This window comes from Undibacterium sp. 14-3-2 (genome assembly GCF_016595265.1).
Lineage (GTDB): Bacteria > Pseudomonadota > Gammaproteobacteria > Burkholderiales > Burkholderiaceae_D > Undibacterium > Undibacterium aquatile.
The window spans coordinates 320,078-332,743 of record NZ_JAENGS010000004.1 but is presented as its reverse complement, the minus strand read 5'-3'; the positions used below and the strand labels follow the sequence as shown (position 1 = coordinate 332,743).

Annotated in this window: 15 protein-coding genes; 5 read left to right on the top strand and 10 right to left on the bottom strand. The window is 49.6% G+C overall.

Annotated elements, in window-relative coordinates; translation table 11 throughout:
• Positions 1 to 58 precede the first annotated feature (58 nt).
• On the bottom strand, positions 59 to 1,066 hold the full coding sequence (gene phaP / locus Undi14_RS11510; RefSeq protein ID WP_200180334.1) for a phasin family protein: 1,008 nt from the start codon (positions 1,064 to 1,066) through the stop codon (positions 59 to 61).
• A gap of 290 nt (positions 1,067 to 1,356) precedes the next feature.
• Between phaP and Undi14_RS11505 the strand changes: the two genes are divergently transcribed.
• Positions 1,357 to 1,728: a nucleotide pyrophosphohydrolase gene (locus tag Undi14_RS11505; RefSeq protein WP_200180332.1), complete on the top strand. Its 372-nt coding sequence runs from the start codon at positions 1,357 to 1,359 to the stop codon at positions 1,726 to 1,728.
• Positions 1,729 to 1,757: 29 nt separating this feature from the next.
• On the opposite strand, the gene Undi14_RS11500 is transcribed toward Undi14_RS11505, so the two are convergent.
• Positions 1,758 to 2,228, bottom strand: coding sequence for a hypothetical protein (locus Undi14_RS11500; RefSeq protein WP_200180330.1), 471 nt, complete (start codon positions 2,226 to 2,228; stop codon positions 1,758 to 1,760).
• A gap of 131 nt (positions 2,229 to 2,359) precedes the next feature.
• On the bottom strand, positions 2,360 to 3,778 hold the full coding sequence (locus tag Undi14_RS11495) for an MFS transporter (protein WP_200180328.1): 1,419 nt from the start codon (positions 3,776 to 3,778) through the stop codon (positions 2,360 to 2,362).
• Between the two features lie 236 nt (positions 3,779 to 4,014).
• Here Undi14_RS11495 and Undi14_RS11490 point away from each other — a divergent pair, with 236 nt between their 5' ends.
• Both Undi14_RS11490 and Undi14_RS11485 read left to right on the top strand, forming a co-directional pair.
• The gene (locus Undi14_RS11490) at positions 4,015 to 4,593 is read left to right on the top strand and encodes an outer membrane beta-barrel protein (RefSeq protein WP_186885034.1); all 579 of its coding nucleotides are present in this window, start codon (positions 4,015 to 4,017) and stop codon (positions 4,591 to 4,593) included.
• Between the two features lie 240 nt (positions 4,594 to 4,833).
• The gene (locus tag Undi14_RS11485) at positions 4,834 to 5,466 is read left to right on the top strand and encodes a glycine zipper 2TM domain-containing protein (RefSeq protein WP_200180325.1); all 633 of its coding nucleotides are present in this window, start codon (positions 4,834 to 4,836) and stop codon (positions 5,464 to 5,466) included.
• Between the two features lie 248 nt (positions 5,467 to 5,714).
• On the opposite strand, the gene Undi14_RS11480 is transcribed toward Undi14_RS11485, so the two are convergent.
• Positions 5,715 to 6,188 carry a hypothetical protein gene (locus Undi14_RS11480; RefSeq protein WP_200180476.1) on the bottom strand — a complete coding sequence of 158 codons (474 nt, stop codon included), beginning with the start codon at positions 6,186 to 6,188 and terminating at the stop codon, positions 5,715 to 5,717.
• A 343-nt stretch (positions 6,189 to 6,531) separates the two neighbouring features.
• On the opposite strand from Undi14_RS11480, the gene Undi14_RS11475 reads away from it, so the two are divergent.
• Entirely contained in the window at positions 6,532 to 6,966 is a 435-nt protein-coding gene (locus Undi14_RS11475; RefSeq protein ID WP_186885037.1) for an Hsp20/alpha crystallin family protein, read from the top strand.
• A 160-nt stretch (positions 6,967 to 7,126) separates the two neighbouring features.
• Here the strand turns inward: Undi14_RS11475 and Undi14_RS11470 are convergent, their stop codons facing one another.
• The 6 genes from Undi14_RS11470 to Undi14_RS11445 form a co-directional block, all read right to left on the bottom strand.
• Entirely contained in the window at positions 7,127 to 7,552 is a 426-nt protein-coding gene (locus tag Undi14_RS11470) for a DUF6691 family protein (protein WP_200180323.1), read from the bottom strand.
• 13 nt (positions 7,553 to 7,565) lie between these two features.
• Positions 7,566 to 7,994 (bottom strand): YeeE/YedE family protein, encoded by a 429-nt coding sequence (locus tag Undi14_RS11465; protein WP_200180474.1) that lies wholly within the window; start codon positions 7,992 to 7,994, stop codon positions 7,566 to 7,568.
• A gap of 127 nt (positions 7,995 to 8,121) precedes the next feature.
• A complete protein-coding gene (locus Undi14_RS11460) occupies positions 8,122 to 8,496 on the bottom strand; it encodes a glutathione S-transferase N-terminal domain-containing protein (RefSeq protein ID WP_200180321.1) in 375 nt (124 codons plus the stop codon).
• A 253-nt stretch (positions 8,497 to 8,749) separates the two neighbouring features.
• A complete protein-coding gene (locus Undi14_RS11455; RefSeq protein ID WP_200180319.1) occupies positions 8,750 to 9,103 on the bottom strand; it encodes a FlxA-like family protein in 354 nt (117 codons plus the stop codon).
• Positions 9,104 to 9,491: 388 nt separating this feature from the next.
• Entirely contained in the window at positions 9,492 to 10,952 is a 1,461-nt protein-coding gene (locus Undi14_RS11450; RefSeq protein WP_200180317.1) for an aminoacyl-histidine dipeptidase, read from the bottom strand.
• A gap of 113 nt (positions 10,953 to 11,065) precedes the next feature.
• Positions 11,066 to 11,953, bottom strand: coding sequence for an HTH-type transcriptional regulator ArgP (locus Undi14_RS11445; RefSeq protein WP_200180314.1), 888 nt, complete (start codon positions 11,951 to 11,953; stop codon positions 11,066 to 11,068).
• Positions 11,954 to 12,057: 104 nt separating this feature from the next.
• Here Undi14_RS11445 and Undi14_RS11440 point away from each other — a divergent pair, with 104 nt between their 5' ends.
• Positions 12,058 to 12,660 (top strand): LysE/ArgO family amino acid transporter, encoded by a 603-nt coding sequence (locus Undi14_RS11440; RefSeq protein ID WP_234030548.1) that lies wholly within the window; start codon positions 12,058 to 12,060, stop codon positions 12,658 to 12,660.
• The last annotated feature ends 6 nt before the right edge of the window (positions 12,661 to 12,666 follow it).

Here is a 12,666-nt window from a genome sequence, read left to right as displayed (position 1 = left end):
GAAATGTATCGGGATTTTTTTATGTGTCCATTAATTTCACAGGCCTTGCATCTGGTTGTTATTGGCGTACACGCTTTTTCGCGCCGGTTGCAGGGCTGGCTTTACCTTTATAGGCTGGTCTGCCACCTGCTTGCGGAAATGCAGGTTTATCGCCTTGCAGATTTTTAGTCGGTGGGAAAGGAAATTTCACCGCTGATTTTTTTTCCGGAACTGCGGTCTTTGGAGATGCCTCAGCTGTTGTATTTGCCGTATTTACTGCCGTTACTTCCTTTATTTGTACCGGCGTTGTAGATGCAGCAGGCGCGGTGGCTGGGATTGTTTTCTGTACTTCTGCCTTGGCTGATTTTGCTGCAGCCTGAGCCGTGGTCGCTTTTGTCGCTAATGCTTTTTTGGATGCTTTAGGAGCTGGCGCTCTTGTTGCCGGAACAGCAGTTTTTGCCGGCGTCGCTGGAACGACCTTTGTACTGACCGATTTTGCCGCCACTTTTGCTACCGTTTTAGTTTTGCTGGTCGCTACCGATGTTTTTTTTGTTTCTGCTGGCGGCAGACTGACCGCCTTCTTACTGGCACTGACTTTCACATCCGGTTCTGGTAAAAGTGAAATTTGCTTAGCGCTGGCGCTGCTTTTGATTTTTACTGGAGATACCGTTTTTTTACTGACCGGGCTTGCGTTCAGGGATTTCTCTGCGACGACCGGTAAAGCCTCGGTATTTGTGATTTTCACCGAAATCAGATTATTTTTACCTGCGTTAGCAAGATTTAGAAATGCTTCGCGCGTAGCGCTGGAGATGGTCGCCAGTTCTTTGCCATAGGCGAGCAAGCTGTCGATCTGAGGTTGTCGCTGCGTTTGTGCCAACGCTAATAATTCCTGAGGTCCGCCGCTTGCTAATACCTGGCGAGAACTCGCGGTGACTTTCTCCACGGTGTCTTTGATGGTTGCGAAGTTGAGCGCAATCATTTTTTCAAGGCCTTGAAAGGCGGTGTTAGAGAATGATTGTAAAAGTTCCAGTTGTTTGCTCAACTGCTCTTGTGCAACGACTGAAATTTGTGTTTGAATCAAAGGCATGAATCTCTCCTTAAAGGTGGATAAGACGTTTCAAGCGTTAATTTTGATCAGGAACGCCTGGTAAAGTGATTGCACAAATGAATCTTGAAATGATCGGTAAAACTGATCGCTAACAACGCAGCAGGAACAACAGTTTCTGTTTACCTTAGCTTTGCGCATTACCCTTGATCCGGTAGTTCTTTAAAAATGGCGCAATGCCGCAGTGCGCATTTTAACCTTGGATGTACGTCCCTGCCATTAAAAATATTGCAGTGCAATAAAACATCTTTTTACGTTTTATGGAAAATGACATGGCGAATGAATTCGCAACGACAGACAGCCTGAATGATTTACGTGCGCAATTGCGTCAATTTACTGCTGAACGCCAGTGGGAACAGTTTCATACCCCAAAAAATCTGGCGAGCGCCCTGATTGTAGAAGCGGCTGAATTACTGGAACCTTTTCAGTGGCTAAACAATGGCAAGGCCGATGAACTCGGTCCGGAAAAATTACAGGCGGTGCGGCATGAAATGGCCGATGTTATGGCATACCTGATCATGCTGGCAGATCAGTTAAACATCGACCTGATTGCTGCGACGAATGAAAAAATTCAGTTGAATACGCGGAAGTATCCGAGTGATATCGTTCGTGGAGATGCTCGCAAGTACAACGAGTATGAGTGATCCGATTGCGTCGCCAGATGCAGTAGGCCTTAAGCAACTCTGAAGAAGCTACTCAGTGGGTCATTTTCCAGCGTTCTTTTGGCTTTTTCTAAAAATGCCGTGTGCTGAAAATCCTGTATGGAAAATGGGAAACCTTTGGTCGTCAGCCACGCGCAAGCTTCTTCAGTCGTCGCGCAGACATAAAAATCATCACTAGGAACAACGCCAGTGTTTCGTTGCACAATTTCCAGATGAAACCGGCTGGGGCAAACGAAAGCGATACATTGGCAACCATGTGCAATTGCCCACTCACGCATCGACGTATAAGCTTTTAAAGCGGCGGAGGGCGCCATTTCCCAATATTCGCCTTGTGCCAGACTTGCCCATGCTACACCGGTTGGAGCGATTGCTTTATAGTCTTCAAACATGGCTCTGACACCCTGTTCATTAAAATTGCCTGCAAAAGCACGTACAACCACATTACGTACCTGACTCACTTCCCACTCGCCGTGTATCTTCATTATTTCACCTGTAAAGCCAGCTGGAATTTTAATATTGAATTGAGTGCACTGTACGAAAACAATCGTTAAGTAAGGTAAATGTGAAAAATAAAAACAGCATTTTCCTTATTCCAATCACATTCAAGGCAATTTCAATGTGCTGATGGCATATTTCCGGCTTGCCGATAGAGTTGAGGAATTTTATTTTTACTCAGAATCACCATGACGACACTGGCAAGCGCCAACAATAGCCAGTTGAGGCGGGGGCTGTCGAAATGCTGCGAGAGATCGAAAAGTATTCCGCCGGCAAGACTGCCCACCATATTCCCCATGCTTTGATACAGCATTTGTTTCGACATCAGTTTCCCGGTATCTGCGCAAGTTTTGTCCGCAAAACGCGCGGTCAGCACGTCTAAGGATGGGCCATAAAATACTTGTCCGAACGAGAGCAATACCGCTGAAACGATAACGGCGGCGGCAGAATGCGTAAATACAAGCATGAGTAAAAAACTCAGGAAAAGACAACCATAACCGATTTGCAGGAAGCGGAAATGATCTCTGATTCTGATCGCACGTTTAGAAATCGGAATCTGAAAAAAGATGATCACCAGTGCGGATATCCAGAATGGTGTCGATACCGGAATATCTGGTGTGAATTTAGGAATGTGCAGACTGAATCCTATCATCGGCTGTATGGCAAAACACCAGAACATCGCGTTGGACAGATAGAAAAGGATGGGCAATTCGGTCGTTCTTTGTCCTGTTTCAGCGATGTCTTGGCTGGCTGAATTTGTCTGTCGTGTTGATGCCTGTCTTTCCTGTTGCGCCAATGTCGTATGCAAGGCCAGATATTGTTTTTCATGTTCAGAAATTGCCCGCATGGCGATCAACATAAAAATGCCATACGCAATGAAGGTGACGAGGACGATCAGAAATACCAGGCGCAGGCTTTCATGCGGCACCCAGCTAGCCATCAGATAACCGCTGACCAATCCCATCCGTATAGCAAACGCCAGGCGACTGAATAATGCAGACTGATCCAGATCACGGAGTTTCAGCAAATAATTTTTTAAGCCCGGGAATGACAACCCGCTACCGAAGCCAGCGAGAACAGCAAACAGCGCGAGCGCCCACGCTTGCTGTAGAAATGCCATGCAATACAGCGCAATTCCTTCGAGAAAAATATTCCCGCAAACCATGAGCGGATGATTGACTGCACGTGAAAACCGGCTACCTGCAAATGAACCAATAACGCGACCCAGATTTAATCCGAAAAGGATAGACGCAGCCCAGAAACCAGAAAAATTTTTACCTGTTTCAGAGACGATGAGTGGCGTGTACAAAGCGACGCCGCCGGAAGCAATGGCAACACCGATGTAGATCAAATATGAATTTGCCAGCGAGTTAAATTTCTTGTTGTGCATACTAAAAGCCGCAGCTTTGATGAATGGTTTTTTTACCGGGTTGAGGCAGATATCTGCAGAAGTGCGGAATGCGTGGCATCGGTTATTTTGATGCCCGCCAAAGCCGTTATTGTACGCTGCCACTGGCTTGAATATGCCGGATTTCATTACCAGAAGTCGTCGCGATGATGTCGCTCCCCCGGCCTTTTGTAACGAATTGAAAGGTCGCAGATTCCGGTACCTGCTGTTTCATTACGGGAGACTATCAGAATTTTTATTTCAAAAAAAATTTCCCACTGCCAGACTGTTTCCACACTTTAAGCACAACTTGTCGTGCTGAGGCTGAGCTACATAGTCATTGTGTAGCAATGAATTGTAAGACGTTGGATAACCTGAGGAGTCACATGATGTTGAATAAAAAATTGGTTGTTGGAATGATTGCTACTGCTGGTTTTATGCTGAGTGCGGCAGCATCTGCGCAAGTGTATGTTGGCGCGACTGTCGGTAAAGCACATTGGAATGACGATTGCAAAAATGTCGTTTCATGCAGTACCAGTTCAAACACCTACAAGTTATTAGGCGGTTATAACATCGACAAAAACTTTGCAGTTGAAGCGAGTTATTTTTCTCTGGGAACCATTTCTGCAACCGGCAATGTTGGCGGTACGAACGTATCTGCTGATATGAAAGGTAAGGGCTTTGAAGTCTCCGGTTTATATAAATATGAATTCACCCCTGAACTGAGCGGATTTGCTAAATTGGGTCTGGCGAGTATTAAGGCTGAAGGCAGCGGCGCGGTTGCAGGCGTAGGCGCCTACAACGATAGCACTACATCAACGCAGCCAGTATTTGGTTTTGGTGCAAGCTACAAACTGACGAAAGAGCTTGCCTTACGTGGTGAATTTGAAACCCGCAAAATCAAATTCAGCGGTGACAAAGAGGCTGTCAATAACGTCTCTGTAGGCTTGCAATATTCGTTTTAATTATTGAACCTGACAACGGCGCCGTAATGCACTGTTGTCAGGAAAAAGGGGCGTACATTCTTTGCGGTGTTGCTGCCCGTTGGCAGGAAAACTGAAATTTTCCTGATCTTTGTTTTGACGTAACTGACCCGCTGTTGTTACATGTACTTACGATTAATACGACAGTCGGGTCAACTTGATGAACACATGTTTCGTTGAGATATCCATACTTCTGTTTTAATTTTTTAATGGATCCGAGCTATGTCAGATAATCAAACAAATAAACGTATTCATCCACTGGTTGCAGGTGCTGCGGTATCAGTAATGCTGGTCAGCCTGATCGGTGTTGCTGCGATGACCGGGGTATTACCTAACTCTAACAGCAAGACTGTACCGGACAACGCCAATGCCGTGGCGATGAAAGATGCCGGTGTCAATAACCAGACTTCCTTCTCACCATCAAATGAGCCTGTGCAAAACACAGCTAAGCAGGGTTACCGTTCTGGAGGTTATGATAATCTGGGCACGACAACGACAGCGGAACGTAAGCCGGCTGTTTGCGATAATTGCGGTGTCGTTGAATCGGTGCGTGCGATTGAGCAGCAGGCTTCACAGGGCAGCGGTGTTGGTGCTGTTGCCGGGGCTTTACTTGGAGGTGTATTGGGTAATCAGGTTGGCGGTGGCGATGGCCGTAAACTGGCAACCGTGGCGGGCGCTGTTGGCGGTGGTTTTGCCGGTAATGCTATCGAGAAACGTACCCGTACCACGACCGTTTATGAGGTGCGAGTGAAAATGGAAAATGGCCATGTACGTACTTTCCATCCTTCGGCACAACCAGGATGGCAATCCGGCGATCGCGTCAGAATTGTCAATGGTAGTTTGCAGTCGGCATAAGACCATCGATTAGTTGAATTCAGTTTTCATCTCTCAATATACATGCGCTTGCCAGCATAGAAATGCTCTGGCAGGCGCATCAGATATGAGAGATTGCGTGGAATTTGACTGCGGAAATTCTCAGTACAAATTTTCAGTATAAATTCCGACCAGAGATTTGCTGTGCAGATTCACATCAGCGTAGCAGCAAAAAAATAACGTCCGCTTGTCGTCGATTTTTTGGGGGGGAGGGCTTCTTGGGGGGCCGTTTAATCTGGGCGGCGAAATTCATTCTCTATCCACCGTAAGGCATTTTTTCTGTCCAGCTTATAGTTCGCAGCAACTTTCACTTTTGCCAGTTCTGTACCATCTGCATCGCAGGCGCTCAGATACGCATACGGATCATCGTCATCCGGCACAATATCCAACATGATTTTATAGTCAGCCTCATCCGTGCTGACCAGCAGATTCTTGTGCAGCAGCGCGTGTAATTGTTGTTCATGACGGCGGATCACTTCTGACGCAGTTTTGACCAGCGTACCGAACGCGTTGGCATCTAAAGGTTTAGGATTTTTTTTATCGCGTCCCATCGTCCACGGGCCAACCAATGCCGGTTCAGGTTCGCCATCTTTCAGCATTGCGACTGCCCAGCCTTCATCGTCATCATTTTTAATGACCTTTGCTGTCCAGCCTTTGTCGCGCCATAAGCGTGGCTCAAAAATCGGCTGGTCTTGTTCTGGCATAGTCTCTTCAACGTCATCGAAGTGATCGCCGGTGTTTAGATGAGTGTGTTGCAAAAGAAATTCTCTGTAAAAGCAAATACAGACGACATCCTACACGCATAGCGGCAACGTGGCAGATCTGATGCCGTTTCTGATCCGAAAACCTGCGCAAAGGCGCATGCTATCTTGCCGTGATTTGACGTTTGACGAAGATCAAATCTAAAAAAAACGGGCTTGTTTTTTGGATAGTTTATTCCTATCTTATGGATGGAATCAGGGAGCGTGTTGCCTGAATCTGCATCAGGTGCATGCGTGTCAGATATGTTTGTAAAGATGATTGCAACGACATGATAAGGAGAGAAATATGGGCGCACTAACACCGCGTGGCAGTGGTTTTTTTGATGATTTTTTCCGTGATCTGAGTCCGGCTTTTTATGTCAAACCTCTGCACGGTGATCCACTTCCCAGCCCGGCGCAAATCAAGATTGACGTACAGGAAAATGAGGGCGCTTACACTGTGCAGGCAGAAGTGCCTGGCGTTCCTAAGGACGATATCCATGTTGCTCTGGACGGCAATGTCGTTACCTTGCGCGCTGAAATTAAGCAAGAAGACAGCAGCCGGAAAGACGACAAAGTGCTGCGTAGCGAACGCTATTTCGGCGAAGTGTCACGGAGTTTTCAATTGCCTGTCGAAATTGATACCGCATCGGCGAGCGCAAAATATGATAACGGCGTGTTGAGTCTGACTTTACCTAAGAAACGTCCCGCAGGTGGTGTGCAGAAACTCAAAATCGAATAGTTTCGCTAACGGTGGCACGCGTATGTGGCATTACGCTTTTACCAGTAATGGGCAGTGAGCCTGAGTGCCATAAAAAAGCCTGCACAATTTTGCAGGCTTTTTATTTTTATATGAAATATTCAGCGTAAAAGTGATACTACTTTCAGCAGACTGCTTACTGTCAGTTCGCTTTTCTATTCTTATCGAAACGGTCAACCAGTAACATACCAACGATCATCGCCAGTAAAAATGCAGCGCCTTTGGCGATGCCGGCGCCAAGCAATACAACTGCTGGACCCGGGCAGATACCTGCCATGCCCCAGCCTATACCAAACAACAGGCTGCCACCAACCAGACGCAGATCGATCACCGAGATCGTCGGGAATTGCATGGGCTCTCCCAGCAATGAAAGAGTACGCCGGCGTAACAGCGTGAACGGAATAATAGCGACGCCGATGGCACCGCCCATGACGAAGGCCAGTGAAGGATTCCAGAGTCCGGCCAGATCAAGAAATGCGAGCACCTTTGCCGGGTTAGCCATGCCTGCGACGATCAGACCCAGACCAAATATCAGGCCGCAGAATGCGGCGGCGATCAGTTTTTTCATGTTGTCATCTCTCTCAGCGCAGGTGGCGAACGACATACACGGTCAGAAAACCGCTGCTCATAAAGGCGAGCGTCGCTACGATGGAACGCGGCGACATGCGTGCCAGACCGCAGACACCGTGACCACTGGTACAACCTGAGCCGAGGCGGGTACCGATGCCGACCAGCAGACCGGCGATCAGCAATGTGAGCCAGCCCGTATCGAGGGTGATTTCAGGCAGAGCGGAAAATTGGCTATAGGTCAGCGGTGCGGCGATCATTCCCAGCGTGAACAAGGCACGCCATGCCCAGTCGCCACGTACCGGACTGAACAGGCCAGCAACGATACCAGTGATACCGGCAATGCGCCCCAGTCCGGCCATCAGCATGACCGCTGCCAGGCCTATCAGTACGCCGCCGGCTAAGGACGTTATCGGGGTAAATTCATTCCACGCAATCTGCATCACGATTCTTTCCATCTCTGAGGTTCAAACGGAGTCCCTTTATTTATGCGCTTGCTGGCAGCAAAATCGCTGAAAAGGCTTATCTATATTGAGACTTCACAACCTGTTGCTCGCCGCATCAGGAAAATCAGGCAAATTGCTGTTGCAGATAACGGATGATATCGCTCGATTCATACAGCCAGCGGACCTTACCCTTGTCATCGGTGATTTGCATACACGGTACTTTCGGGCTGCCGCCCTGTGTCAGTAAAGCCTGACGGTGTTGTGCTGATTTTTGTGCATCGCGAAATTCCACGGTGAGCGATAGTCGCCGCATTTCCTGACGAACCTTGATACAAAACGGGCAGGTCGTGAATTGATACAAGGCCAGTTTCTGGCAGGCTGCATCGACTTTCGCCTGATCTTCCGGAGCGCGGACGATGCCTTGCGGTCTGCTCAGATGTTCTTTGAGCAGCATGAAAGGGCCGAGTATGACCCGCAATAATCTGAAAAAAAGCTTCATTAGTTCTTTCCGTGACGGTTTGCTGGCATGCAGCAAGAAGAGCGCCATTGTAAGTCAGAACGGCAGGTATCTGCTGACGCTTACTGGCTGAAAGAGTGAGTTGGATGCTAACTTTTACGGGGGATAGCAGAGCGGACTGCGGTCAATGCAACAAATTTAAGGCAGTGAATCATCCGGCACAGACAAATGCGCTGACACACCGCTGGTTGTTGCCGTGATCTCTTACTACATCGTTTTAATCGATGTGGGCAGATTAAATGTACTGATCGATACGGTTGCCCAGCGTTTCCGTCGGATGTGCAGCGGGCGTGGCATTTTGGGTGTCTTGAGTATGTGAGGTGACATTGTTGCCGGCAGCCTCATTCAACGCTTGCGCCTGTTCCAATTTCAGCCGAGCTATTTTTTGCTCAATTTCGGCGATTTGCAGTCTGAGTTGCAGCATTTGTCGTTGCGACGCTTCGGTCGTCGCTGTTTTTTCTGCGTCAGTCAACTCTTTTTGTAATGTTGCAAGTTGTCTTTGCAGTGCGGCGATTTGCGCATGACTGGCCGCGCTGATGGTTGAGGTGCTGCCGACGGCGGTGGCGGCATCGACTGGATTGACAGGCATATATCCCTCCGGCGAGATTGAACTGTATTTCGATTAACGCGCGTTGCTGGTTGATCGCAGAGTCGGTTCGCAAACCATCGACTGTCCGCTTAATGACATTAACGGCACAAAAAGCCTCAACCTCAGGGGAAAGAGGAAAATAAGCAAAAAAACAATACCGCAGGCGAACAGCTTGGCTGATTTGCGGGATCGCGGAAGGTTAATTTGTGGGATATAAGCAGGATATATGTGGCATATCGATGGGATATGTCTCCGTCTTCTATATTTGATGCGGCTTCTGGCCTGAAAACCGGCTACAAGCCAGAAACAATAAGGAGGTGAGAAAACGAAGCGATGCCAGTTAACGCAGACGCATGCCGGGTGGATCGCATGCGTCTGTTGCGGCAGATTATTTTGCCGGGATACGTTCCAGTACCGCCAGTAACAACGTCCAGTATTGACCGACAGTTTCGATATTCACCATTTCATCGGGGCCGTGCGGATAACGGATGGTCGGGCCGATGGATACCATATCCAGTTCAGGATAATGCTTTTTGAACAGGCCGCATTCCAGTCCCGCATGGATGACCATGATCACCGGTTCTTTGTGATAAATGCTTTGATAGGTGTCTTTAACGATCGCCATCACCGCAGAGCTGGTGTCAGGCTTCCAGCCTGGATAGCAACCGGAAAACGCGATCTGTGCACCCGCCAGGTCGCTTAGCGATTGCAGCGTGCTTTCGATATTTTCACGACCAGTATCGATCAGCGAACGGATCAGGCACAGGATGCTCACTTTGTCTTGCGAGGTACTGATCACGCCGACATTCAGCGAGCTTTCGGTGACGCCGGTGATCTCGTCACTCATGCGGATCACGCCATTCGGACAACTGTTGATCACGTTAATCAGCGTTGTTTGCGTTGCGGCCTGCAAGACCTGCGCAGGCAATGGTGTACTTTGCAGGCTCAGTGTTAACGCGGGTTCCACGACGGCCAGCTCGGCTTGCAATATCGCCTGATATTGCGCGACGCGTTGCTCTAACAATGCAGTTTGTGCCGCGGCGATCGTAAAGCTGCACTGCGCTTCGCGCGGAATCGCATTACGCAGCGAGCCGCCTTTGATGTCGGATAAAGATAATCCGAGTTCCTGCGCATGCCCGGCAAGGAAGCGGGCAATCAGCTTGTTTGCATTGCCGCGTCCCAGATGAATATTCACGCCGGAGTGACCGCCTTTCAGACCTGTGATGCTGAGCGTGAACGCTTGCTGATCTGCTGGCGCTGGTTGCCATTGTATAGCGACGCTGATTTCTGCATCGACACCACCGGCGCAACCCATGTAGATTTCGCCTTCCTGTTCGGAGTCGGTATTGATCAGGATTTCAGCATCCAACATGCCCGCCTGCAAGCCGAACGCGCCTGTCATGCCAGCTTCTTCATCGACTGTCAGCAGCACTTCCAGCGGGCCGTGGTGAATATCGTCAGAACCCAGAATCGCCAACGCGGATGACATACCGATACCGTTGTCGGCACCTAATGTTGTACCGCTTGCCTTGACCCATTCGCCATCGATCCATGGCTGTATAGGATCGGTCGTGAAGTCATGCACTTTATCGGCATTCTTCTGCGGCACCATATCCAGATGTGCTTGTATCACGACGGTTTTGCGGTCTTCCATACCAGCGGTGGCTGGTTTGCGGATGATGAGGTTGCCGACATGATCGACCACCACTGGCAGGCCGCGCTGTTTTGCCCATTGCTGGATAAATTCGCTGAGTGCGGCTTCGTGTTTGGATGGGTGCGGAATTGCACAGATTTGTTCAAACCATTGCCATAAAGGCTGAGGGAAAAGTTGATGAATTGCGGTTGTCATGATTGTCCTGTGTAGCCTTTTGCGCCCATGTATATCCATGTGTCCGCTTGTTTACGGCTGAGGGCAAAAGTTTAACATAGGCATCATCCTGAGCCGATAGCAGTTCATGCTCTTCAGCGCAAGGCGTGTCGCGCTGTTTCGACCAGCTTCGCAGACAAGCGCGCCAGACGTGGCGACTGTACTTTCCAGCGATGCCAGTACAAGGTGACATCAACCGGGTGGGCCGGCGCGAGTCTGACGAGTCCGGAGTCGTCCGGCATCTCTTGCAACATCAGCTCGGGAATCATGCCCCAGCCCAGTCCCAGCACAATGGCACTGTTATACGGCGAGGTGGCGGGAATGTAGTGACGGGGAAATGCGTTGTCAGATAAACCGAAATGCTCAAGCAAAAACTGCGATTGCAATTGATCTTTACGATTGAATGTCAGCACAGGGGCAAGGCGGGCGCTGTCACGTTGCATTCCCTGTGGAAACCAGCGTGCGCAAAACGCTTTGCTGGCAACTGCCTGATAACGCATGTTGCCCAGCACTTCTGCCTCGCAACCCCGCATCGCTGCTAGTTGTGCTGATATACAACCAAGCACCGTGCCGTTTTCCAGCAAAGTGTGGGTGTGCTCCTGATCATCAATGCACAGATCCAGCAAGATATTTTCTTTGATCAGAAAATCCGCCAGCGCTGGCAAAACCCAGCTGTCCAGACTATCCGCGTTGACCGCCAGCGCAATGCTGACGGGGGCATGCGGCTGATCGGAAAACGTATCGGATAAATCCTGCTCCATTTCCGCGACGCGTCGCAAGTGCTGCAAGAATCGCTGTCCGGCAGGCGTGGCGCGGCAAGGGCGGCTACGAATAATCAGCGTGGTTCCGAGCTGTGTTTCCAGCGCCCGCACTCGTTGTGACAGCGCTGATGGCGTCAGATTCAGTTGCTGTGCCGCAGCTTCAAAGCTGCCGCTGTCGATCACACTCATCAGCGCTGCACATTGGCGGGTATCGAATTTCATTATGAAGAAATTTTAATGTAATCGTAAATAAATTAAATTTACTTCAGATTAATCGTTATGCGCCGCATCATGCAAGCTTATTCATTGCAGCAGGAGCGCTAAAGATGTTCACGTTTTTCTTGAAAGGCATGGGGCTCAGTGCCAGCCTGATTATGGCTATTGGCTCGCAAAATGCGCATGTGCTGCGCATGGGCTTGCGGCGCGAGCATGTCGCTTTGACGGTGCTGGCTTGCGTGGTCTGTGAAGCGGTGCTGATCGCCATTGGCATTCTGGGTATGGGAACTTTGCTCAGCAATAACCCGCTGTGGATGCGTATCGCCAGTTGGGGCGGCGCTGCTTTTCTGTTCTGGTATGGCGTGCGAGCCATGCGTTCGGCGATGCAGTCACACAGTATGCGGGTGAGCGGCGGCGAACAAGCCATGAATTGGCGACCTGCGCTGGCGGCAGTGCTGGCGGTGACGCTGCTCAATCCTCACGTCTATCTGGATTTACTGGTGTTGCTGGGCGCTGTGGGGGCGCAGCAGCCCGGGCATGGAAAATTCTGGTTCGGGCTTGGCGCTTTATGTAATGCCGCGCTGTGGTATGGCTTACTCGGTTACGGCGCCAGATTGCTCGCACCATTATTTGCCCGCCCTCTGGCATGGCGCATTCTCGATGCCGCCATTGCTATCATGATGTGGGCATTGGCGATTCAATTGCTGATGTGATGAAGA

Coding starts and splice junctions, on each gene's coding strand:
- phaP (WP_200180334.1), bottom strand. CDS start 1,066: ATGCCTTTGATTCAAACACAAATTTCAGTCGTTGCACAAGAGCAGTTG.
- Undi14_RS11505 (WP_200180332.1), top strand. CDS start 1,357: ATGGCGAATGAATTCGCAACGACAGACAGCCTGAATGATTTACGTGCG.
- Undi14_RS11500 (WP_200180330.1), bottom strand. CDS start 2,228: ATGAAGATACACGGCGAGTGGGAAGTGAGTCAGGTACGTAATGTGGTT.
- Undi14_RS11495 (WP_200180328.1), bottom strand. CDS start 3,778: ATGAAATCCGGCATATTCAAGCCAGTGGCAGCGTACAATAACGGCTTT.
- Undi14_RS11490 (WP_186885034.1), top strand. CDS start 4,015: ATGATGTTGAATAAAAAATTGGTTGTTGGAATGATTGCTACTGCTGGT.
- Undi14_RS11485 (WP_200180325.1), top strand. CDS start 4,834: ATGTCAGATAATCAAACAAATAAACGTATTCATCCACTGGTTGCAGGT.
- Undi14_RS11480 (WP_200180476.1), bottom strand. CDS start 6,188: ATGCCAGAACAAGACCAGCCGATTTTTGAGCCACGCTTATGGCGCGAC.
- Undi14_RS11475 (WP_186885037.1), top strand. CDS start 6,532: ATGGGCGCACTAACACCGCGTGGCAGTGGTTTTTTTGATGATTTTTTC.
- Undi14_RS11470 (WP_200180323.1), bottom strand. CDS start 7,552: ATGAAAAAACTGATCGCCGCCGCATTCTGCGGCCTGATATTTGGTCTG.
- Undi14_RS11465 (WP_200180474.1), bottom strand. CDS start 7,994: ATGCAGATTGCGTGGAATGAATTTACCCCGATAACGTCCTTAGCCGGC.
- Undi14_RS11460 (WP_200180321.1), bottom strand. CDS start 8,496: ATGAAGCTTTTTTTCAGATTATTGCGGGTCATACTCGGCCCTTTCATG.
- Undi14_RS11455 (WP_200180319.1), bottom strand. CDS start 9,103: ATGCCTGTCAATCCAGTCGATGCCGCCACCGCCGTCGGCAGCACCTCA.
- Undi14_RS11450 (WP_200180317.1), bottom strand. CDS start 10,952: ATGACAACCGCAATTCATCAACTTTTCCCTCAGCCTTTATGGCAATGG.
- Undi14_RS11445 (WP_200180314.1), bottom strand. CDS start 11,953: ATGAAATTCGATACCCGCCAATGTGCAGCGCTGATGAGTGTGATCGAC.
- Undi14_RS11440 (WP_234030548.1), top strand. CDS start 12,058: ATGTTCACGTTTTTCTTGAAAGGCATGGGGCTCAGTGCCAGCCTGATT.